The sequence below is a fragment of the Planktothrix tepida PCC 9214 genome, assembly GCF_900009145.1.
GTDB lineage: Bacteria > Cyanobacteriota > Cyanobacteriia > Cyanobacteriales > Microcoleaceae > Planktothrix > Planktothrix tepida.
The window spans coordinates 1,158,539-1,179,576 of record NZ_LN889782.1; the positions used below are offsets into that span (position 1 = coordinate 1,158,539).

A 21,038-nucleotide genomic window follows, 5' to 3' on the forward strand; every position below is an offset into this window, starting at 1 on the left:
TTGCCGATTACAAAATCAACCATTCAAAAATTTGATTAACGGTTAACTGTAACTTAATTTCTGTTAAAATAGGTAAGGGAGTATCTCCCCGTAAAAGTTGTACCCGTTGGTCAGCAAATACAATTAAAACTGTTTCTTCATCGGGGTCAATTAACCATCCTAATTCCGTTCCATTTTGGGAACAATGCAACAAATTTCCTAAAACTTTGGTTTGACTTTGTTCAGGGGATAAAATTTCAATTGACCAATCAGGATGAACCTCGAATCGATTAGCAATTCGACCGGAAGAGGTGCGAGAAATTCTTTCCCATCGGAATACAACAACATCAGGAACAATTGCATTTCCCCCAAAACTACAGCGTAATTCAGGAAACGCATAGGCAATTTTGTGAGGTTCAGCAACGGCGTTAATCACCTCACAGAGTTTACCTTGAATTAAACTATGTTCACCTTGGGGCATTGGCTTGGGTCTAATTTGACCATTAATAAATTCTTGAGCAGGTTTCGTTTCCGGTTGTTGCAGGAATTCCTCTAATGTTAACTTTGGGGTGGTCGTTTGAATCATCACTTTGAACCCAATTTCTGTTTTAATTTTGATACTTTATTACCCTTAAAGTAGGCACTCCTAGGCAATATCATTAAAATCAATCCCTGTGTTCTGTTAGGTGTTCAATTGATCGCTTCCTAACGCTGTTCCTTCCAAACAAGCACCTTCTAAAATAACACCTAAAAATACAGTTTGTTCAACAATGGCACAAAGTAAATTAGCTCGTTCTAAATTAGTTCCTCGAAGAATAGCACCAGATAAATTAGCTTCTTCTAAATCAGCTTGAGATAAATCAGCCCCCGATAAATTTGTATTTCTTAAATCAGCTTGACATAAAATTCCTTGAGATAAATTCACACCGCGTAAATCAGCCCCCCTGAAATCAATTCCACTTAAATCTATATTTCCACAGGTCGCTCCGGTTAAAAATGCCCCGATAAAACTCGCTTCTTGAACCTCGGCATTGATCAGAATTGCTCCTCTTAAATCAGCATTTCTTAAGTCTGCTCTTTGCAAATTTGCACCGGATAAATCAGCCCCTCTTAAGTTAGCTCGAAGTTGAGATCCTTGTAAATTAGCACCGGATAAATTAGCACCGGATAAATTAGCACCGGATAAATTTACCTCAGCTAAATGGGCTCCCGATAAATCCATACCGGATAAATTCATATTACTGAGGTCTTTAATAGTTCCTCGCTTAATAACATTGAGATCAACAGATGGGGATTGAGTCATAGTCATAAAAAGTGATGATTTAAACTTGTTAAACTTTAGATTCTTTTGGGGATTTCGATTTTGAACTTAAGGCTTCCTCTAACCAAACGTTGGGTAATTGGCTGGGTTGAGTTGGCAATTGTATTAATCCAATTTCAGCTAATTTTACAACATTTTTCAAGGCTTCAACTAATGCCGGATCAAACCGAGTTCCACTCAACTCCTGACATTTTTCTACCGCCTCTGTTAAGCTATGGGCGTGGCGTTTTCCTCTAGGATGAGTTAAGCTTTGGAAATAAGCAACTAACCCTAAAATTCGAGCTTTAATATTAATTTCTTCTCCTTTTTGCCCATCGGGTTTCCCACTGCCATCCCAATATTCTAACTGATGAGCAACTACATCCCGAATAATTGCTAATTCTGGCATCGACTCTAATAATCTTGCTCCAATTAAAGCCCGTTCTGACCAAAACTTGCGAGTCGCATCATCCATTTCTTCTGGGCTTTGAGTAAATACTTCATCCGGTGCTGAAGACAACCCAATTCTATATAATAATCCGGCTAATTGTAACCGCCTTAATTTCACCGTAGGCAGATCTAAAATTTGTCCAAGGGTTTCTGATAAGGCAGCGACTTGTAAGGAGGCACAGGGGTTATTTTGATCTCGTTCATCAACCCGTTGCGCCATTCTTAAAAATGCTTGTAATTTATTGCCAGTAATATTGCGACTGATTCGTTTTGCTTGTCCTTCTAATTCCCAGAATTCGCGGTTTTGGCGGTTAACAGTAATCAGTTCTTGTTGAGAAGATTGTAAATAACTGACAATCCGAGAAACGACTCCGGTTAAATCAGGAACTTGATGATAAGGTGTAGCTATAATTTCCTGATACTGTTGCAATAAACAATCTGCTAATTCAGCATTATAGGGTCGAAAACGCTCAATTAAAATTTTAGCCGATTCTCGAACTAATTTTTGATCAAATGTCCATAATCCATAAAATTTTCGTTCTGTATCAATCGTGGGTTTGGTATGAGCCGGATATTCATCAGGCATTAATTCATGGCATAATACCATTGTCGTATAACTCGGAGCTAGAATAATTAAATTCCACTCCATTACCAAACTATCAGAACGGTCTAAATTAATTAAAGAAACATTTTCTAACTGTCCGGTGCGATGGGTCAAAAACCCACTATCTGCAACGGCGCTAATCACAACATGACGACAAGATTGAACAACATCAAAATAGCGATCAGCTTCTTGAAGATACCATTTTCCCTCTTGAAATGTCACTAACACAAGAGGTTGTTGCTCTGGAGGTGCATCACTATTTTGCAAAATGTGATCTTCAAGTGCATGACAGAGTGCAACTAGCGTATTCTTGAAATAGACACCATAACTAGAAGGCAGTTGACCATCCGAAAGGGAGGCTTTAAGCTGATTGAGCGTGGATTCTGGATTCATTGGCAAACGCGAGTCCCGACTATTCCTTAAATCTTAACTGCTATGGGCAGAATTATAAAAGTAAATAGCTAAAAATTTTAATTTTCTGGTCGAGATCGCCCAGAATTTAGGATAGGATCAATCCATCAAGGATATTACAGCTTTTAAACCCCTCCGCATTTTCTGTTTAATTTTAGCTTGATCTGACTTAACAAGAGAAAAAACAGGAATAGGGTGGAACAATACTGTCGATTTGTACTGAAACAATAGGGAAAGTAGACATGATCACTGAGTTTATTCAACAGATTCCTAAAGCCGAATTACATATTCATATTGAAGGATCGTTAGAACCGGAATTTATGTTAAATTTAGCTGAACGAAATCAGATTAAATTACCCTTTACTTCGGTGGAGGAAATTCGACAAGCTTACCAGTTTAACCATCTCCAATCTTTTTTAGATTTATATTATTTGGGTTCTAGGGTATTATTGACAGAGCAAGATTTTTATGATTTAACTTGGGCTTATTTGGAAAAAGTAGCTTGTCAAAATATCCGACATACTGAAATATTTTTTGATCCTCAAACCCATACACAACGCGGAATTCCCTTTGAAGTTGTACTGTCAGGTATTGATCAAGCCTTACAAGCAGGACAGAAAAAATTAGGCATTTCTTCTCGGTTAATGTTATGTTTTTTGCGCCATTTAAGTCCAGAGTCTGCGATGGAAATCTTAAAACAAGCGATTCCATATCAAGATCAAATTATAGCAGTAGGATTAGATTCTTCTGAACAAAACCATCCCCCCTCTCAATTTAAAGACGTTTTTGAAGTCGCTAGAAATTTAGGCTTTTTAACCGTTGCTCATGCGGGAGAAGAGGGGCCTCCAGAATATATTTGGCAAGCGATTAATTTATTAAAAGTTTCTCGAATTGATCATGGAGTTCGCTGTATTGAAGATCCAAAGTTAGTCCAGTATTTAAAAGAAAAACAGATTCCTTTAACGGTTTGTCCCTTATCGAACGTGAGGTTAAAGGTTTTTCCAACTTTACAACACCATAATCTCAAAACCCTTCTGGATTTAGGATTATGTGTTACGGTAAATTCTGACGACCCAGCTTATTTCGGAGGGTATATTCTGGAGAATTTTCTCGAAACTCAATCCGCTTTAAACTTCAGTTTTCAAGAGATTTATCAATTGGCTAAGAATTCTTTTTTAGCGTCATTTTTAGGGGAACAGGAAAAGCACAATAGAATTGATGAGTTAGACCAATTTATGCAACAGTTTACACAAAAATTAAGTTAAGCTGTTCAGTCTCTAAATTTGATCCAGCTTAATTTCCTAAACCCCATATCCTACACTTGATCTCAATAGTTAGTTTTGAAATAGGCAGGTTATTGCTATTTTCACTTTTTTTGTAGTAGGATAATTTGTACTTTTTAAACAGAGCAATTTCTTTCGCCTTGATCTTTTACGGAGATTGGATTTATGACCTTGCAACCGAATTTTTCATCCCCATCTACTCCTGAACCTGTCGCAATGTCCACAGGTAGTACAACATCCTTAGTAGGAGTTAATATTATTACAATTACAAATAAAAATGTCAATAGAAAGGGGGAATATATTGGGACGACTAACCCTGATTATATTGAAGTTTCTCCATTTCTAGCCCCCTTTGATTTTATAATTTATGGCTTAGAAGGTGCGGATACCTTATCAGGAGGTGCAGGGGATGATAGTTTATTTGGAGGGAAAGGAAACGATTCTTTAATTGGTTTAAATAGTAATGATATTATCCAAGGAAATTTAGGTGCAGATTATATTAATGGGGGAAATGGAGATGATTCGGTTTTTGGCGGACAGGGAAATGATACTCTTTTGGGTTCAGCCGGAAATGATTCCTTGGCTGGTGATAAAGGGGTAAATCAATTAACAGGAGGATTTGGATCTGATCGCTTTGCAGTTCGTTCTATTGAGTCAGAAAATACAGGTTCAGCATCGGATTTTATTCCCGATAATGCGGATGTGATTACAGATTTTACCCCTGGGGAAGATGTGATTGTCGTCAGTGGTGTTCCTTCCTTTGCTCAACTCAGTTTAGTTTCAATTACCCCTGAAGCTGTCCGAGGTATATTCCCCAGTATTGAACGCACCCTGGGTGGGGGAACCTTAATCGAAGTTCAAGCGACAGGTCAAGTTATCGGATTTTTAGAAAATATTGAACCCCAGCAATTATTAACTTCTTCGTTCCTATTTTTTCCCACTTCTTTAGGTTAGTTAATCGGTAAAATCTGAACTATTGGTTTCTCCATCACTTAAGGGTAAAAAGATCTCAACAATAGTTCCTTGATTTTTTCCGGGACTGACTAATTGGATTTTACCTCCCATCATTTCTACTAAATTTCTGGAAATGACTAATCCTAGTCCTGTACTTCCTAACGCATGGAGTCGGGATTCATCTTCAACGACAAACGGTTGAAATAGTTTTTCTTGAATTTGAGGGGAAATTCCAATTCCAGTATCTTTAACAGTAATGACTGCCATTTCTTCACTCTCTTGAGTATCACTCTGAACAATAGAGCGAACTTCTGTGCTAATCGAAATACTCCCTCGATCTGTAAACTTAATAGCATTCCCAATAATATTGATTAAAACTTGTTTGAGTTTTGTCGGGTCTGCTTTAACTTTAATCCGGTGAGAATAGTCTTGTTTATAGAGGCGTAATCCCTTTTGACGAATATTAGAAAATTGTAGATAAATAGCGGCTGTTAAACTGGCGTGTAAATCAATGGTTTTAATATCAAAGGAAACTCGACCTTCTTCAATTCGAGCTAAGTCTAAAACTTGATTAATTAATGTTAAGAGATGGAGAGAAGAATCATGAGCTTGTTCTAAAAGCTCTCGTTCTTCATCTCGATCATCACATAAATCATCTAATAACAGTTGTAAGGAACCAATAATCCCATTCATCGGCGTTCTTAACTCATGGGAGGTTTGCCTCAAAAACTCATCCTTTCGATGATTCATCTCCTGCAAAACTTTATTTTTAGCTTCAACAGAACGATATTTATCCAAGGTTATTTTAAGTTTTTGTTCGAGATCTGCTTTTTCAACCTGAAACTTTTCTTTCGTGGTTTGTAATAACGCCTCTAAAGCAACTTTTTCCAGTTTTAACTGTTGCAGATTTTGATAATAAATCAACGCCATTACAGAACTAAACAAAGCCACTAACACCGAAACAATCGGTATGAATGCTGTGAAGACTGGAAAACTTTGAGCAAAATAAGCAATAAGTCCCACTGCTATCACACCGACTATAGCAATTAGCACTCCTCGCTGTAGTTCCCTGGATTGTCTGAGCTTTTGACCCATAATATATTACACCCGTCAGTCGCTCCAAAGGTTGAATCTCAGCAACCCTTAAACTTACTTTTCTATTCTAGGTGACAAATTCCAAAGCGTAACCCATCCTGATCCGTCTGAAATTACCATTGTTCTAGCTGGGTTAGGAATTTTTTGATCTTTATTGCCAATCATAGCGTCAATGTCTGATTTCGACTGCTATAGTCTGGACAATTGATTGCGGCTTCAGATAAGGCGATTTTCGGTTGGACTGGACATTTGAGGTGATAGTTCCCTGTAAAGAACATACAATCTGCACAGGGGATTTGGTGCATTTGCTTGGCCCGTTGCATGGTATCCCGCATCGCAGCACCGATACTCCAAACTATCAAAATCACAAATCCCCAAGCCAAAACAAAGCAAATGGGCACTAAAAAGGGTTGAATAATCTGAATTAGGATTTGTAACAGTTCCAACACGATGCTCCTCCTTCCGTTCATTATTTTAAATCTGATTCTAACGCAAGGAAAACCGTTAATCATCCCTTGAACAACAAAATTAATTGATTTTCAAGCATCAGGGGAAGAGGAGGAATTAATATCTATTTAAAGTTTTATTTTTAGACAGCGATCGCTTATACCCTATCCTGATTTAATAAAATCTGCTATAATAAAATTGAGTAAACTGTTATAAAAGATTAAATTATGCAAGCATTTGAAGTCATGGGAACAGTGGATGAAAACGGGCAATTAATTTTAGATCATCAACTTGATATTAATACACCGAGTCGGGTGAAAGTAATTGTTTTAGTTTCTCCCCAGGATGAATCTAAATCTGATCCTGATGATACCCCTGTGCAAGAAATAAAAGCGAGTTTGAGACGAGCGTTACACGAAATGAAAACAGGACAAACAATCCCTTTAGAAAAAATGTGGGAGCGTATTGATGCAGAATAATTGGTTACAGTTTATATAATTAAAATTTGTGATATAATATTTTATTATTTTTAATAAAAAATAAATTATGGCTAAATCAGTTCAAAAAAGTAATTCTACAAAATCAAAAAATGAAAAGCTTGAAGGAATTACTAAAATATCTGTTGATGGCTATAAATCTATTGCCAATCCCTGCACTATAGAAATTCGGAATCTAACGATACTATCAGGAGCCAATAGTTCACTATCAAATGCTTGGAAGAGGGAGCCAGATTAGAAAATAAAAGACTACTGGGCTATCGTGAAGAATAGAAACCGGGTTTCTGAGCGATCCCATCTCAAATTCCCCTACAACCTTATGTTTTCTTTTATATCCTTAAATCCCAGAATATATTCTTCTGTCGATGGCAAATTATCTAGCTTATAAATTTTCATTTTTAACTCATCCAAGAACTCAACCTTTATCAAACCCACTCATCCGACAACAACCTGCCTTGAATGGGTTCATATTCATCCTCTAATAACCACAATTTAGCGGTTTCATAATCTTCAGCCGAAAAAATAACTGTATAATCCTTAGCGGGGTCATAGATTTGACACTTTCCCTGAGCATCAGCTAAGAGTAATAAGATATAAGGCGGTGTTAACATTGGGTCTATCCAAACCTCGGCGAACTGCCAATTATTCTGTACTGGGTTGAGTTCTTGGGATAATGTGATATTGGTTATATTCATCTATTTTTATTTCTCCATAATAAAGGGGTTGCCTTGTACCATCAGGACTAATTCGATAACCAATAAGCTCGCTAAAATACAAGCCATATCGATCATATTTCCTGACTTTACCCGTATATTCTCCTCTCTCTATAATAGCTTGAGCCACTCGATATAACGTTTCGCTATCTTTAAAAACATGGGCTGCAAGTCCTTTTCTTAAAAGTCTTTGCATTTGGGGGGTATTGGGCAAATGTTTAGCGAGATGTCGTGTATCAAATTGAATTGAGATCTCAATACCAGCCATTCATAAATTTAAGGTAAATATTAAACTTGATTATATTCTAATGGCATATTCTTGATTAACTTCAACTCCAAAAACCGTTATCCCAGAACACTCTCACCCCCCTAATAGCGATAAACTAACGATAATAGCTAGAACATTGTCTTAGGAGAACACCCGAACCTATGCTAGAAGCATATCGTCAACACGCAGAAGAACGCGCTCAATTAGGCATTCCCCCCCTACCCCTCAACGCCCAACAAACCGCCGAACTCTGCGAACTCTTGAAAAACCCGCCAGAAGAAGAGAAAGAATTCTTGATGACCTTGCTGAGAGACCGTATCCCTCCCGGTGTCGATGAAGCCGCTTATGTCAAAGCTGCCTTTTTAACCGCTATTGCCAAAAACGAAATCACCAGCCCCCTGATTTCCCATCAAGGCGCTGTTTCTCTTTTGGGTACAATGGTGGGAGGCTATAACGTCCAATCCCTGATAGACTTACTCCAAGTTCGGGATGAAAGTATTGCTTCGGCGGCTGCTAATGCCCTCAGTAAGACGTTGTTAGTCTTCGACGCCTTCAACGATGTTCTGCATTTATCGGAAGTTAATCCTTTTGCTAAACAAGTCATTGACGCTTGGGCAGAAGCCGACTGGTTTATTGGACGTCCGCAACTCCCCAAAACCATTACCGTGACTGTCTTTAAAGTTCCTGGGGAAACCAACACCGATGACCTGTCCCCCGCACCCCACGCCACAACTCGCCCCGATATTCCCTTACACGCCTTAGTAATGTTAGAAAGTCGGATGCCCGGAGGGTTAGAAACCATAGCCGAACTGAAGAAAAAAGGGCATCCCGTCGCCTATGTCGGAGACGTTGTTGGCACAGGTTCTTCTCGGAAATCAGCGATTAACTCCGTGTTGTGGCATATTGGTAACGATATTCCCTACGTTCCCAATAAACGCGCTGGGGGCTATATTCTAGGGGGAAAAATTGCCCCGATTTTCTTTAATACGGCCGAAGATTCCGGCGCCCTCCCCATCGAATGTGATGTTAGTAAACTGAATACTGGGGATGTGATCACCATTCATCCCTACAACGGTGAAATTACCAACGAAGCGGGAGAAGTGATTTCCACCTTTACCCTGAAACCCGATACGATTTTAGATGAAGTGCGGGCTGGAGGTCGCATTCCTCTATTAATTGGTCGTAGCTTAACGGATAAAACCCGTGCCGCCTTGGGACTCGAACCCAGCACCTTGTTTGTGCGTCCTTCCCTGCCGGAAGACACCGGAAAAGGCTTTACCCTCGCCCAAAAAATGGTCGGAAAAGCCTGCGGGTTGCCCGGAGTCCGTCCAGGGACATCCTGCGAACCGTTGATGACCACCGTAGGTTCTCAGGATACCACTGGCCCGATGACCAGGGATGAACTGAAAGAACTTGCCTGTTTAGGGTTTTCGGCTGATTTAGTCATGCAGAGTTTCTGTCACACCGCAGCATACCCGAAGCCCGTTGATATTAAAACCCATAAAGAATTACCCGACTTTTTCGCGACTCGTGGGGGGGTTGCCTTAAAGCCTGGAGATGGAATTATTCACTCTTGGTTAAATCGGATGTTGTTACCGGATACCGTCGGTACAGGGGGCGACTCTCACACCCGTTTCCCCCTCGGTATTTCCTTCCCCGCCGGGTCAGGTTTAGTGGCTTTTGCCTCCGCTTTAGGAGTCATGCCCTTAGATATGCCAGAATCGGTGTTAGTTAAGTTTACCGGAGAATTACAACCCGGAGTCACCTTACGGGATATTGTTAACGCCATTCCCTGGGTCGCCATGCAACAAGGTAAGCTCACCATTGGAAAAGAGAACAAAATCAACGTTTTCAACGGTCGCATCATGGAAATGGAAGGTTTGCCGGATTTAAAGGTGGAACAAGCCTTTGAATTAACCGATGCCACGGCTGAACGTTCCTGTTCTGGAAGTACGATTAAACTCAGTGAAGAAACCGTCGCGGAATACTTGCGTTCTAACGTCGTGTTAATGAAAAATATGATAGCACGGGGTTATCAAGATGCTCCTACCTTGTTACGGCGGATTGCTAAGATGGAAGCATGGTTGGCTAATCCGAGTTTAATGTCTGCGGATGCCAATGCGGAATATGTGGATACCCTGGAAGTGAATTTAAGCGAGATTAAAGAACCGATTGTTGCCGCGCCTAATGACCCGGATAACGTTAAATTAATGAGTGAATGTGTCGGGGATAAAGTAGATGAGGTGTTTATTGGTTCTTGTATGACCAATATTGGACATTATCGGGCGGCGGCTAAGATTTTAGAAGGTGCGGGTACGGTTAAAGGCCGTTTATGGATTTGTCCCCCGACTCGCATGGATGAACAACAACTCCGAGAAGAAGGGGTTTATGGCATCTTTGCCGCCGCAGGTGCAAGGACAGAAATGCCCGGATGTTCCCTGTGTATGGGTAATCAAGCCCGTGTCGAGGATAATGCTACGGTGTTCTCGACTTCGACCCGTAATTTTAATAATCGCATGGGTAAAGGTGCAAGGGTCTATCTCGGTTCTGCGGAATTGGCGGCGGTTTGTGCCCTATTAGGTAAGATTCCGACCGTTGAGGAATATATGGATATTGTGGCGCAAAAAGTTGATCCATTTAAAGGTGATTTATACCGTTATCTCAATTTTGATCAAATTGAGAATTTTGAGGATTTCGGACGGGTGATTCCTGTGGATCAGATGCCTAAATTAGAGGAGGTTTTGGTTTAGTATAATGATTGGGGTGGGTCTTGATTGACTCACCTTGATGATCCAATTATTACTCGGTGAAAATAGGACGCACCTCGATTAAATTTGTCTATCGAAGTACCCTAAGTAAAGCAGGAAAAAAACATCATGAGTAAGAAAATACTTGTCGTTCTAACCAGTGTTGAAAAGTATCCAACCCTGAAACGAGCAACGGGTCTGTGGCTTGGAGAGGCTGTTCACTTTGTTAAGAAAGTTGAAGAAGCTGGCTATGAAGTTGATTACGTTAGCCCCAAGGGAGGATATACACCGATTGATCCCCACAGTCTGGAAATGGCAGATCCCATTGATTGGGAATGGTATCAGAAGAAAGAATTTATGAATCGTCTTGGGGCTACTCTCAAACCCAGTGAAGTGAATCCAGATGATTATGTTGCGATTTATTACGCGGGTGGTCATGGTGTGATCTGGGATTTTCCTGATAATGAGGTACTACAATCCATCAGTCAAAAAATTTATGAAAAGGGTGGTTTTGTCTCTTCGGTCTGTCATGGTGCCATAGGCTTGCTGAATATCAAATTGTCAAGTGGATCATTGCTGATTAAAGATAAAGAAGTCACTGGTTTTTCCAATGAGGAAGAGAAACTGGCGGGACTGGATCAATTGGTTCCTTTCCTAACAGAAACTGAATTAGTAGCACGAGGGGCTATTTACAAAAAAGCAGATGAGCCTTGGGCTGCTTTTGCTATTGAAGATCAGAGACTCATTACTGGGCAAAATCCAGCATCGGGTGTGGCTGTCGCTGATTTACTGATTGCAGCCTTAAAATAGAAGTCTAACCATCTTGTTGTAGGCTAATCGTATAGTCTGATCGCTGATCTTTTAGGTCTGTATGAGGTGCGATCGCTCTTTGAGGAGTTGAGGTGCGATCGCTTGTAAAGTAGATTTCAATGCCTAAGTTTGACGAGGCTTTAGTGTAGTATTATGATGAGGGTTTTAGGTTCTTCAGTATCTAGTCTGCAAAAGATTTAGTTAAAATGCCAATTCAGTAAACATCTTGATTGAAAGTTTTTGAAATTTCTGAATCCATAAGCCGAACGTTTAATCAGTTTCAGTTTGTTATTAATTCCCTCCACTACTCCACTGGTTGTTCTATGATCAAAGTAGGCAATAATTTCATCTAGCCATCGAATCATTGTATGAATGACTGTTCGGGAAATACTTTTGAGCTTCATCTAACCACCTCCCCAATTCCCATAATCCTCCTAACCAATCATTTGTTTCCTCAAAAATTTGACGGATTTTTTCTTGTGTTCTTCCTTCAAGTAGGGCTATTAACTTCGACTTTTCTAAATCTACTAGAACTGCACAATAATTTCCTTTTCCTTTAATCAATGCTATTTCATCAATTCCTAATCTTTTTAAATCGGTGGGTTTCAACTCGGCTAATTTTGATGATGCGTCTTTTAACATCCTTTCTATTTCTTCTGTTGTGACTAACCCTTTTTTGGCGACACTGTTTATATCCTTTTCTAAAACTTCTTGTAGGATTCTATCAGCCAATCTTTTTGTATAAGTCCTTCTTTTCCCCACGAAATCTAAATCCTCACTAAACGGCTTTTTACATTTCTTACATTTGAACTGTCGTCTATTTATTTCTAAGAATACTGGCGATTCTCCCCAAGGTAAATCTTTAATTATATATCTATGGTTTTGATGTAATTTATGACTTTTTTCCCCACAACGAGGACAGATACTTTCCTGATGGATTGGCTCTATCTCTAAAATTATTCCAATCCCTTTATGCTGATGACGTGAGACTACTTTTACTCCTTCTAGCTCCAGAAGTTCTGTGAGCATTTTAATTTCCCTTGAGGAAGTCATTGTTACTGATTTACCCTGAATTTACCATTTTTCTGATTTTAGTTAACAACACAGATGGCTTAACTGTCAACCGGAAAAAGCTTTTCAGCTAGGGGTAGATATATTTTTTGTCTTTCTTGATTTTATTAACTATAATTTTAGCATACTAGATACTGAAGAACCACTTAAGAATTCTGTTGATTTGGAATATTTTTTCCAAAATCTTGAAGATTTAACTCATCTATGATAGTGTAAACCATAATACCAGCCTAAAGGACATTAGGGAATATAAGTATGGATTGCAAAGATATGGTTTTTAAAACTAGCCTGAGTGACAATGGTAACTATCCTGAATTATGTCTGCAAGCCAGTTTAGATAATGCCACATTCCGAGATTTTCGTCGAAATGAAATATACAATATTACCTTAGAACACGACTCATTTGAGCAAGGTCTAGAGTATCTTGAAGTCACCCAAAAATCTGGATCTAATGTCTTGAGTAAAATTCATGAATTTATCAAAAATGATCAAATTGGAAATCCTAGAGTTTTTGATTACGAAGCCATTGGTAAAATCGCACCAACAACCCTGCGATACATAAAAATCCTGTCTGATTTGGAATCGGAATTCGGAACTTTAGACAACTACAATATATGTGAAATTGGAGTGGGTTATGGAGGTCTGTGCAGAATTATCAGTAGTTATTTTCATGTTAAAAGCTATACATTAGTTGACTTGAAACCTGTTCTCCTACTCGCGCAACGGTATTTAGATCATTTCCCATTAAACACGACGCTGATCTATAAGACTATGAATGAATTACGCAAAGACAATTATGATCTTGTGATTAGCAATTATGCCTTTACGGAGATTAGACGAGAAGTACAACAAATGTATTTAGAAAAAGTGCTTTTGTCTGCTAAAAGAGGCTATATTACATACAATGAAATTAACCCAGAAGATTTTAATTCTTACACAAAAGAAGAGTTGATTGAAATCCTGCCCCAAATCAGAGTCAAGCCCGAAGTTGGCATCTTACACCCTAAAGATTGTACTTTGGTTTGGTAAACTCACATTTTTCTGTAGGGTAGGGTTAGGGTTCTTGCGAACCCTTATTTTTATTGTGTTTTGTACCTGACCTATGGTTTCTGAATTTGGAATTGCAAGCTGTTCAAGTTCATCCTACTCAATTGACGAATTACTGTTCACCTTTTGTAAACCAGACGGCTGTGTAATCAATCAAGTGTAAGTTAAATTGTTCTTGTCTTGACTGTTCAAAATCATGTAAGGCTTTCTTGCAGCCGTCCCAATACCCATAATCATCTACCTGAATTTTACCATGAGGAACGACCTGATCGTAGAGGGTATTAAAAATATCCATTGTGGATTCATACCAGTCTCCATCTGCGTGCAAAAAAGCAATATTCCCAATTTTAGACTGATATTGGGGCAAGGTTTGAGCAAATAACCCCTTAACAGGAATCACAATATCTTGAATCTCTAATTTTTGACAAATTAATTGGATATTTTCTGCCATTGGTGCTTTTAAAGCGCCCACTCCAGCCCCAGTAAGGTTGGCGGGTATTCCTTCGTGAATATCAACGGTTGTGGGTTCGGGCATTCCTTCAAAGGTATCAAAGGCATAAAGTAAACGGGGGCGGCGACTGTAACGTTTAATCACCCAAGCTAACAACGCACCTGATCCCCCTTTGCAGCTTCCACATTCCACAAAGTTACCCGGAATATCTTCCAAACAAACTTTTTTCGCTCACTTACGCTGTTGTTGTTCGGCTAACTCCGCTACTGCGTCAGGACTATAACCACTGACTAAATTAACGCTTTCAAGCACACCCGCCGATTGCAAAGAATGAGCAACACTATCATAAATATCAGGTTTGGCTAAGAGCGGATCAATCACGTCTAATTCGACTCCGGCCAACGCCAGATGACAAGCTGACCAACCATACCAACAGCCAATTTCTAAGGCTCTTTTACCTCTAAATTTTAGGGCGGTATTATAAAGAATATGGGCTTCATCTCGATTGAGAAATCCCACAGATTTCTCTCTTTGATCTACATACCAGTTATGGGGAATATCCCGTCTGAGATAGGGCCAATCCGATGCACTGGTATCTTGAACAATCATATTGGGAAAACATTGATCAGGTTTGATGATTTCCAAACCAGGTGAAACATAATCGCCCTCTGCTAACAAGTCTCTATCAATAAATTCTACGGTTTCTTTATTCATCTTTTTCCTTTCATGTTCGGGTTTAAATGACTTAACCAACCTAGTCTTTAATAGTAAAAACTGGTAAATTCGTCAATGATTCTAATATAGTTTTTAATCAGGCGACTAAAATCAAAGTTGTCTTTGACATATTCTACAATTTCTTGACGATACTCTTGATTTTTTTCGATCATTTCCTGAATGGCTTCCGTGACAATTTCCTGATTTTCTGGGGTCACATTCGTTAGAATGTCATCAGGTAAAACTTTAATAAATTCTTTTTTGTGTAAATTAGCACTCGCTGATTCAGAAATAACCACACATAAGCCTGCTGCTAAAGCTTCAAGGATAACTAAAGGGGCAACTTCTCCATCACTAATAAGAACTAAACAATTATAATCAGTGAGATGGGTATACACCTGTTGTAAACTCCAAATTCCTAAATATTGAGTTGTGTTCCCTTCTTGAAAATCAGGATCATCCAAGGGGCCAACAAAATCTAAGGATAACTTTCCCTCTACAATTTCTGCCAATAATCTCTGCCGCTTTCTGGGTTGAATCCAACCTAAACAAATGGCTTTATTATTGCCTCTTTCCTTAAAATTAATTTTCTGTGTATCAATACCATTCGGTTGCATTCTCATAAACCCAGAGTATCCTTTGTTTAGGAAAAACTCTTTTGTTTCATGAGAAGCAGCAATTATACCTGGCGCATCTATATAAGGTTTAAAAGCTTGTCGAAAGTTTTCCTCCCATTTATTTTCTTTCAACAAATAACCATATTGGCAGGTAAAACAATATTTCTGTTTCAGTTTTTTATTGAATTCACCAACAAAATCGCAAGCGTGTAAGGAATGAAAAACCAATAAGGTGACTAATTGAGAAATAGTTTACAGTGGATCAAGGTTTCCAGGGTTTAGTTGTGCAAGTTATTTATTTTTCATTCCTAAATGTACAAAATCAAAATTACTATTGTTGATCTGATCAATTGCCTGATCAACATCTTTCTCATCTATAAAATCAACTTCATATCCCAGTTCATTTAAAAAAAATTTATACTCGTTCATTAAAGTATAAATAGAATTTGATAAGGGTGGAACCGGAATGTAACCCCAAGCAACAAGAGCAATTCTCATTACAAAATATCCTCTGGAAAAATCCGCAGTGTAAAAGATGTATGATTAATGAATAAATACCATCTTTAGGTGCAATTGATCAAGAAATTGTTACCCCCAACCCGTGTCAATACTACTGCACGGTCGAATCTAGGGGTAAATCCAGGGGTAAATCCTCGGCAAAATTCAAAGATAATTGCTTGGGAAGCTGATCGACCTGGAAATACTGATGAAATTTTTTCGTAACTTGTAGCCAATAGGAGCGGGCGTTGGGTTGTTTGCGTTTGTGAACAAATCCCAATTCCACCAATTCCTGAACCTGTTGATAGGCTCCTGATCCTCTTAATTCAACTAAATCCGTTTGCGTAATCCCTCCATTCAGGGCGATCGCCGCTAAGGTTCTTAAGGCCCCTACTCCTAACTCTGGGGCGACTAAGGTGTGCATTAACTCCATATAGGCTTCTCGGAGTTGCAAGGTATATCCAGAGTCGGTTTCTACCACTTCTAAAGCACTATCTCGATGGGCATAGTCAGACATGAGTTGAATTAATGCTTCTTCAACTTCTTTGCGATCGCACCGGGCTAATTCTGCTAGTCCTCCAATGGAAAGGGGTTGACCTTTTAAGTACAAAATTGCTTCAATTTTCGCCACTAAACTCATGTTCAAAAACAGATGACAGATCACGGTTTGGAGTCCCTAACTGTTGACTGTACACAGTTATCTGTAAACCGTCAACTTTTAAGGGCTTGGCTTTGAGGGTTGCCAATTTTTGTTGACTCCAGAAAAATTCAATCAAATCAATCTGATTCAAAACTTGGTAATTTTTAATTTTAACTTTAGGAAACTTTGGACAATTTTACCGCAAACCTCGACAGGGATCAGGGCAGAACTTTAATTTCTGGTTAAGGTTGACGAAGATCGGCGGGTCATGAGAGAATTTTTGTATCTTTTTTAACGAAATTCTATTAGATCCCTTCCCTGTAGAAAAGGGCATTTTTGTCAACCGTCTTAATAAAGATTTTTCCTTCAAGACTAAGCTTCATTAAACTTAACAAAAATATAGAGTAATTGTAAGTTAGACAACAAAGTAAAAGGCATCAATCATAGACAATTGAATTTATATAGGATTTGGGAGAGTTCAAAATGACCAGGGAAAATACAGTTCCCTCAAATTGTCGCAATTGTCGGTATTATAAGCCAGAAGGGCGACGGGGGGGAATTTGTCAAATGTTTCATGCTCCCGTTCAAAGTCATTGGAAATCCTGTACCTTAGCAACTTTACCTTTTATTTACTTATGGGATCGAGTGGATACTGAATTTCAGGGGGTACAAGATGGCAAAGATCCTAGAGTTCGTTTAAGAGATAATATCGGATAATTCCTATCTCTCATCCTAATCAATGATTCTTGGGATAGGAGAGGAAACTATGATAAAAATTGTTTATGATTGTCTCTTAAAATCAATTCGTTTTTACTAAGTTGCTCAAGCTCATTTTTTCCAATTCATGTTAAAATAAATCTAAAGAAAAACCTTCTTTAAGATGATTGAATGCAGTTTCATTTAAAAACCCAATTAACTCAACATCTACAACAGATGATTCGGGAACGTGACCCTTACCTAGCTTCGGAGGGTCATTTTTATGTCCGAGAATATATTCGTCAGCAACTCCAACAATGGGGAACTGTAATTACAGATGAGTTTCAACAAACTGGAAGAACCCATCAAAATTTAATTCTAAATTTACCCGCTTTATCAAAATCAAAAGATTCTATTATTCTAATTGGTGCCCATTATGATGCTGTTCCAGGGTGTCCGGGTGCTGATGATAATGCTACTGGCGTTGCGGTTTTATTAGAATTAGCCAGAAGCATTGCGGAACATCCCCTCAAATATCCGGTTCAGTGTGTGGCGTTTGATTTAGAAGAATATGGTTTTATTGGGAGTCAACATTATGCTCAACGTTTAAAACAGCAAAACAAACTCATTCGTTTGATGCTCTCGTTGGAAATGTTAGGGTATTGTAATTCTAACCCGAATTCTCAACTTTATCCCCCTGGATTAAAATATTTTTATCCGAATTCTGGCGATTATATTGCGTTAATTGGCAATTTAAAAACAATTCCTGATTTAATTAATATGAGTCGCGGAATTCGCCAAACCAAAACGCCTTGTGAATGGCTTCCGGTTCCCAACCGAGGAATGATGGTTCCTGATACCCGACGCAGTGATCATGTTCCCTTTTGGGATTTAGGATATTCAGCAATTATGGTGACAGATACAGCAAATTTAAGAAATCCCCATTATCACAAATCTACAGATACCCTAGAAACTTTAGATTTAGATTTTCTCACGGGAGTTTGTCAAGGTTTAATTGTTGGTTTACGGCGGGTTTAAATTTGAGAAATGACCTATAAAAGACGAAGTTTTATTATTAAAATTTCAGTAGTCTAGGTTTTTAAGGAATCTTCGTTTCTAATATCACTCCGAATATGTAAATCCCGTTGAGGATAAGGAATTTCAATATTGTTCTCAGCAAAAGTTTTCCAAATTTCACAAGAAATTTCACTCATAATTCGTTTACCTCCGATGGGAGTTGCTAACCAAACAGCAATCTCAAAATCCAAACTAGATTCTCCAAAATTAATCAAATTCACTGAAGGAGCCGGATCATTTAAAACTTCAGGATGTTCATCAACAATTTTTAATAAAATATCGATCACTTGTTGAGGATTACAATCATAACTCGCTCCCACAATTAAAGACTTTCGTACTCGCCGATCACTACCTGTCATCGTTTTGAGTTCCTGAGTAAATAACAGTTGATTGGGAATAATTTTTTCTGAATTATCTTTCATCACTTGTACCGTTGTGGCGCGGATACTGACTTTTTTGACTTCACTGGACTCTCCTCCAATTTCAATAATATCTCCGGGTCGTAACGAGCCTTCAAACAGTAATAGGATTCCACTAATTAAATCACTAAAAATCTCTTTTAAGCCAAAGCCAATACCAACGGATAATCCCCCTGTAATTGCAGCAAAAGCTGTGGGATTAAACCCAATATATCCAATTACAATCACTATCCCTAAACCGATTAAAAAATAACGAATTAAAATCAAAGAAGCATGAAATGCACCTGAATCTAGTTCTGTTTTATCAACAAAAATTTGCAGAATCACATATTGTAAAATACTCACAGCTACTATCCAAAAATATAACCCCACTGTACTGATAAAAATTGCTCCTAGGGTGATGGGACTGTTAAATAAATTGATCACCTCAACTTGCATCAGTTGATTGACATCTAAAAATAAACTTAAAATTTCTCTCAAAACATATAAAATAAATATCGGTCTAAAAAAATAGAATTTGTACTCTTTAACCCGGTGAATGGGAACAAATAAACATAATCCGATTGAAAAGACCCGATAGAATAGATAAACCCATAAAAGCTGGATGGCGGTACTTAGGAGTCCTGATATCCATCCTTGAGTCGTTAATAAATTCCGAACTAAAGTTAATATAATTAAGTTAAATCCCCTGCCAACCAGATCGGGAATCAAGCATAATCCACACCAATAAAGAGGTAATGTTGTTTCTTCTTTTAGAGCTTTATTTAGAGTAATTGTCAGTTGTTTAAATTGCTGTTGAATTTTTTGTCTTACCCAATAGGATAAGCCATGACTCAATAAAATTGAGATCAAAATCATCCCCAATTGAATCTGCACTGGAGAACGAGCCAAAAAAATCAAGAGTTTAGTAATTTGATCAAAAATAAATGTTAAATCGGGTTGATTATACATATCAAATTTTATTTTAGGGTTGACTCAATTTCTGATTAACGGTTTCTGAAATTTTTTGAGCAGCATTTTCAGGAGTGATGCTTCCCGCTAATACTTGGGGATATAAACTACTGCCCTCTTTCGCCCAAACACGAGCCGATTGCACTTGGTCTAGGGGAATGGCGATGGCGGTTTTAGCTTGCTGGACTAATATCGCTTCTAATGGAAACAAACGACTATTAATATGAACTTGATAAGCCGGAATAAAAGAACCTCGGAGTATCATTAACCGCTTGCGAATCTGTTCCCGATTTGTAAAAAATTGAGCTAATTGTTGGGATAACTGTTGTTGTTCAGGACTAGACATCCGATTAAACAAAATGACACGGGAATAAAGAAGAGGCGCTGCGGGATTGTTCTCTTCCCCTGGTAATATGGTGATACCCAAGTTATCTTTTCCTAAAGCTTGTTCATAGTCTACAAACTGAGAAGAATCACAAAACACATAGGCTAATCGTTGATTGGTAAAGGCTTGTTGTAAGACATCAATACTATCGGTAAAAATCATATTGGGTTCAGATTGGGCGTTTTTTAGCCACTCCATCCATTTTGCCCAACTGTTTTTATCAAAAATAAAATCACCTTCGGTATTAAAGGATTTTCCCCCAAAAACTTGCACCCCCCAAAAGGTGGTGATAAAGGTAGACCAAATTCCCACTGAATAACCGGCTTTTGCTTGTTGTAGAAGTTCTGTTAAGGTTTTAGGAGGAGACTTAACTTTCTTTTTGTTATAGCAAAGAACTTGAGTCATCACAGAAGTGGGGATACCATAAATTTTTCCTTGATAGCGAACATGACTCATGGCTGTAGGCAGGTAACTCGAAAAGTCAAAATCGTCAATCACCGGAATCAAATTATCGTGAATCAAACTTGGAATTACCCCAGAGGTGGTAAATAGAAAATCAGGCCCTAAACCTTGATTGACTTGTTTACGAAACTGCTGCTCTAATTGATCAGCCGGAATATATTCACTAACAATCCTGACATTAGGATACAGTTGTCTATAATCATTAAAAGACTGTTGGATCATGTCCTTGATTTTGCCTTCAAAGGAATGCCAAACTAAAATCTGTCCCTGAACGGGTTGTTCCTGAGACGCAATAATCTTCTCCGAACCCTTAAGACTACAACTGGTCAGGAAAAGAAAAATTAAGATAATTAACTTAAAAAAACGATAACGCACTGGGTTTACCTGTTCTCTTGGTTAGATTGCTCAACCTCAAACGAATTATGGGTTGAACATAAAAAATAATGGCCAAT

General features: G+C 38.4%; 23 protein-coding genes and 1 pseudogene. 9 read left to right on the forward strand and 15 right to left on the reverse strand.

What is annotated here, in order from left to right; translation table 11 throughout:
• Positions 1–7: 7 nt before the first annotated feature.
• The 3 genes from PL9214_RS08040 to PL9214_RS08050 all read right to left on the reverse strand — a co-directional run bounded on the left by PL9214_RS08040 (position 8) and on the right by PL9214_RS08050 (position 2,726).
• Complete coding sequence (locus tag PL9214_RS08040) at positions 8–565, reverse strand: Uma2 family endonuclease (RefSeq protein WP_072718251.1); 558 nt, start codon at positions 563–565, stop codon at positions 8–10.
• Positions 566–661: 96 nt separating this feature from the next.
• The gene (locus PL9214_RS08045; protein WP_437126711.1) at positions 662–1,282 is read right to left on the reverse strand and encodes a pentapeptide repeat-containing protein; all 621 of its coding nucleotides are present in this window, start codon (positions 1,280–1,282) and stop codon (positions 662–664) included.
• Between the two features lie 28 nt (positions 1,283–1,310).
• Entirely contained in the window at positions 1,311–2,726 is a 1,416-nt protein-coding gene (locus tag PL9214_RS08050; protein ID WP_072718253.1) for an HD domain-containing phosphohydrolase, read from the reverse strand.
• Positions 2,727–2,986: 260 nt separating this feature from the next.
• Here PL9214_RS08050 and PL9214_RS08055 point away from each other — a divergent pair, with 260 nt between their 5' ends.
• The gene (locus PL9214_RS08055) at positions 2,987–4,009 is read left to right on the forward strand and encodes an adenosine deaminase (protein ID WP_072718254.1); all 1,023 of its coding nucleotides are present in this window, start codon (positions 2,987–2,989) and stop codon (positions 4,007–4,009) included.
• Between the two features lie 183 nt (positions 4,010–4,192).
• A complete protein-coding gene (locus PL9214_RS08060; protein ID WP_072718255.1) occupies positions 4,193–4,981 on the forward strand; it encodes a calcium-binding protein in 789 nt (262 codons plus the stop codon).
• On the opposite strand, the gene PL9214_RS08065 is transcribed toward PL9214_RS08060, so the two are convergent.
• Together PL9214_RS08065 and PL9214_RS08070 are read right to left on the reverse strand one after the other, a co-directional pair.
• Positions 4,982–6,076, reverse strand: coding sequence for a sensor histidine kinase (locus PL9214_RS08065; RefSeq protein WP_072718256.1), 1,095 nt, complete (start codon positions 6,074–6,076; stop codon positions 4,982–4,984).
• 161 nt (positions 6,077–6,237) lie between these two features.
• On the reverse strand, positions 6,238–6,525 hold the full coding sequence (locus PL9214_RS08070; RefSeq protein ID WP_072718257.1) for a hypothetical protein: 288 nt from the start codon (positions 6,523–6,525) through the stop codon (positions 6,238–6,240).
• 225 nt (positions 6,526–6,750) lie between these two features.
• On the opposite strand from PL9214_RS08070, the gene PL9214_RS08075 reads away from it, so the two are divergent.
• Positions 6,751–7,002, forward strand: a complete 252-nt coding sequence (locus PL9214_RS08075) for a type II toxin-antitoxin system RelN family antitoxin (protein ID WP_072718258.1) — start codon at positions 6,751–6,753, stop codon at positions 7,000–7,002.
• 67 nt (positions 7,003–7,069) lie between these two features.
• Positions 7,070–7,258, forward strand: a complete 189-nt coding sequence (locus PL9214_RS08080) for a hypothetical protein (protein WP_072718259.1) — start codon at positions 7,070–7,072, stop codon at positions 7,256–7,258.
• A 187-nt stretch (positions 7,259–7,445) separates the two neighbouring features.
• Here the strand turns inward: PL9214_RS08080 and PL9214_RS08085 are convergent, their stop codons facing one another.
• Complete coding sequence (locus PL9214_RS08085; protein ID WP_072718260.1) at positions 7,446–7,715, reverse strand: hypothetical protein; 270 nt, start codon at positions 7,713–7,715, stop codon at positions 7,446–7,448.
• Positions 7,663–8,001 (reverse strand): DUF6972 family protein, encoded by a 339-nt coding sequence (locus PL9214_RS08090; RefSeq protein ID WP_072718261.1) that lies wholly within the window; start codon positions 7,999–8,001, stop codon positions 7,663–7,665. The genes PL9214_RS08085 and PL9214_RS08090 overlap by 53 nt, the downstream gene beginning before the upstream one ends.
• Before the next feature lie 161 nt (positions 8,002–8,162).
• Here PL9214_RS08090 and acnB point away from each other — a divergent pair, with 161 nt between their 5' ends.
• A complete protein-coding gene (acnB, locus tag PL9214_RS08095) occupies positions 8,163–10,751 on the forward strand; it encodes a bifunctional aconitate hydratase 2/2-methylisocitrate dehydratase (protein ID WP_072718262.1) in 2,589 nt (862 codons plus the stop codon).
• Between the two features lie 126 nt (positions 10,752–10,877).
• Positions 10,878–11,558 carry a type 1 glutamine amidotransferase domain-containing protein gene (locus tag PL9214_RS08100; RefSeq protein WP_072718263.1) on the forward strand — a complete coding sequence of 227 codons (681 nt, stop codon included), beginning with the start codon at positions 10,878–10,880 and terminating at the stop codon, positions 11,556–11,558.
• Positions 11,559–11,755: 197 nt separating this feature from the next.
• Here the strand turns inward: PL9214_RS08100 and PL9214_RS08105 are convergent.
• Positions 11,756–12,611: pseudogene (locus tag PL9214_RS08105) on the reverse strand (transposase).
• A gap of 273 nt (positions 12,612–12,884) precedes the next feature.
• On the opposite strand from PL9214_RS08105, the gene PL9214_RS08110 reads away from it, so the two are divergent.
• The gene (locus PL9214_RS08110) at positions 12,885–13,658 is read left to right on the forward strand and encodes a putative sugar O-methyltransferase (protein WP_072718264.1); all 774 of its coding nucleotides are present in this window, start codon (positions 12,885–12,887) and stop codon (positions 13,656–13,658) included.
• 130 nt (positions 13,659–13,788) lie between these two features.
• On the opposite strand, the gene PL9214_RS31960 is transcribed toward PL9214_RS08110, so the two are convergent.
• From PL9214_RS31960 to scpB, 5 genes are all read right to left on the reverse strand, one after another.
• Positions 13,789–14,343, reverse strand: a complete 555-nt coding sequence (locus tag PL9214_RS31960; RefSeq protein WP_222425211.1) for a TylF/MycF/NovP-related O-methyltransferase — start codon at positions 14,341–14,343, stop codon at positions 13,789–13,791.
• Positions 14,344–14,358: 15 nt separating this feature from the next.
• A complete protein-coding gene (locus tag PL9214_RS31965) occupies positions 14,359–14,841 on the reverse strand; it encodes a class I SAM-dependent methyltransferase (RefSeq protein ID WP_222425212.1) in 483 nt (160 codons plus the stop codon).
• A 47-nt stretch (positions 14,842–14,888) separates the two neighbouring features.
• Positions 14,889–15,686 (reverse strand): glycosyltransferase, encoded by a 798-nt coding sequence (locus PL9214_RS08120; RefSeq protein ID WP_072718265.1) that lies wholly within the window; start codon positions 15,684–15,686, stop codon positions 14,889–14,891.
• A 63-nt stretch (positions 15,687–15,749) separates the two neighbouring features.
• Positions 15,750–15,956 carry a hypothetical protein gene (locus PL9214_RS08125; RefSeq protein WP_072718266.1) on the reverse strand — a complete coding sequence of 69 codons (207 nt, stop codon included), beginning with the start codon at positions 15,954–15,956 and terminating at the stop codon, positions 15,750–15,752.
• Between the two features lie 112 nt (positions 15,957–16,068).
• Positions 16,069–16,596 carry an SMC-Scp complex subunit ScpB gene (scpB, locus tag PL9214_RS08130; RefSeq protein WP_186440308.1) on the reverse strand — a complete coding sequence of 176 codons (528 nt, stop codon included), beginning with the start codon at positions 16,594–16,596 and terminating at the stop codon, positions 16,069–16,071.
• 483 nt (positions 16,597–17,079) lie between these two features.
• On the opposite strand from scpB, the gene PL9214_RS08135 reads away from it, so the two are divergent.
• Positions 17,080–17,313, forward strand: coding sequence for a hypothetical protein (locus PL9214_RS08135; protein WP_072718267.1), 234 nt, complete (start codon positions 17,080–17,082; stop codon positions 17,311–17,313).
• Positions 17,314–17,484: 171 nt separating this feature from the next.
• On the forward strand, positions 17,485–18,330 hold the full coding sequence (locus PL9214_RS08140; RefSeq protein ID WP_072718268.1) for a M28 family peptidase: 846 nt from the start codon (positions 17,485–17,487) through the stop codon (positions 18,328–18,330).
• 53 nt (positions 18,331–18,383) lie between these two features.
• Here the strand turns inward: PL9214_RS08140 and PL9214_RS08145 are convergent, their stop codons facing one another.
• Together PL9214_RS08145 and PL9214_RS08150 are read right to left on the reverse strand one after the other, a co-directional pair.
• Positions 18,384–19,739, reverse strand: coding sequence for a mechanosensitive ion channel family protein (locus PL9214_RS08145; RefSeq protein WP_072718269.1), 1,356 nt, complete (start codon positions 19,737–19,739; stop codon positions 18,384–18,386).
• A 13-nt stretch (positions 19,740–19,752) separates the two neighbouring features.
• Positions 19,753–20,961 (reverse strand): sugar ABC transporter substrate-binding protein, encoded by a 1,209-nt coding sequence (locus PL9214_RS08150; protein ID WP_072718270.1) that lies wholly within the window; start codon positions 20,959–20,961, stop codon positions 19,753–19,755.
• Positions 20,962–21,038 lie beyond the last annotated feature (77 nt).

Bases quoted from the DNA above. Each gene is read 5' to 3' on its own strand.
- PL9214_RS08100 (WP_072718263.1), top strand. From the start codon at position 10,878: ATGAGTAAGAAAATACTTGTCGTTCTAACCAGTGTTGAAAAGTATCCA.
- PL9214_RS08065 (WP_072718256.1), bottom strand. From the start codon at position 6,076: ATGGGTCAAAAGCTCAGACAATCCAGGGAACTACAGCGAGGAGTGCTA.
- PL9214_RS08090 (WP_072718261.1), bottom strand. From the start codon at position 8,001: ATGGCTGGTATTGAGATCTCAATTCAATTTGATACACGACATCTCGCT.
- PL9214_RS08040 (WP_072718251.1), bottom strand. From the start codon at position 565: ATGATTCAAACGACCACCCCAAAGTTAACATTAGAGGAATTCCTGCAA.
- PL9214_RS08140 (WP_072718268.1), top strand. From the start codon at position 17,485: ATGCAGTTTCATTTAAAAACCCAATTAACTCAACATCTACAACAGATG.
- PL9214_RS08060 (WP_072718255.1), top strand. From the start codon at position 4,193: ATGACCTTGCAACCGAATTTTTCATCCCCATCTACTCCTGAACCTGTC.
- PL9214_RS08135 (WP_072718267.1), top strand. From the start codon at position 17,080: ATGACCAGGGAAAATACAGTTCCCTCAAATTGTCGCAATTGTCGGTAT.
- PL9214_RS08055 (WP_072718254.1), top strand. From the start codon at position 2,987: ATGATCACTGAGTTTATTCAACAGATTCCTAAAGCCGAATTACATATT.
- PL9214_RS31965 (WP_222425212.1), bottom strand. From the start codon at position 14,841: ATGAATAAAGAAACCGTAGAATTTATTGATAGAGACTTGTTAGCAGAG.
- scpB (WP_186440308.1), bottom strand. From the start codon at position 16,596: ATGAGTTTAGTGGCGAAAATTGAAGCAATTTTGTACTTAAAAGGTCAA.
- PL9214_RS08125 (WP_072718266.1), bottom strand. From the start codon at position 15,956: ATGAGAATTGCTCTTGTTGCTTGGGGTTACATTCCGGTTCCACCCTTA.
- PL9214_RS08075 (WP_072718258.1), top strand. From the start codon at position 6,751: ATGCAAGCATTTGAAGTCATGGGAACAGTGGATGAAAACGGGCAATTA.
- PL9214_RS08080 (WP_072718259.1), top strand. From the start codon at position 7,070: ATGGCTAAATCAGTTCAAAAAAGTAATTCTACAAAATCAAAAAATGAA.
- PL9214_RS08085 (WP_072718260.1), bottom strand. From the start codon at position 7,715: ATGAATATAACCAATATCACATTATCCCAAGAACTCAACCCAGTACAG.
- PL9214_RS08050 (WP_072718253.1), bottom strand. From the start codon at position 2,726: ATGAATCCAGAATCCACGCTCAATCAGCTTAAAGCCTCCCTTTCGGAT.
- PL9214_RS08045 (WP_437126711.1), bottom strand. From the start codon at position 1,282: ATGACTCAATCCCCATCTGTTGATCTCAATGTTATTAAGCGAGGAACT.
- acnB (WP_072718262.1), top strand. From the start codon at position 8,163: ATGCTAGAAGCATATCGTCAACACGCAGAAGAACGCGCTCAATTAGGC.
- PL9214_RS08145 (WP_072718269.1), bottom strand. From the start codon at position 19,739: ATGTATAATCAACCCGATTTAACATTTATTTTTGATCAAATTACTAAA.
- PL9214_RS08110 (WP_072718264.1), top strand. From the start codon at position 12,885: ATGGATTGCAAAGATATGGTTTTTAAAACTAGCCTGAGTGACAATGGT.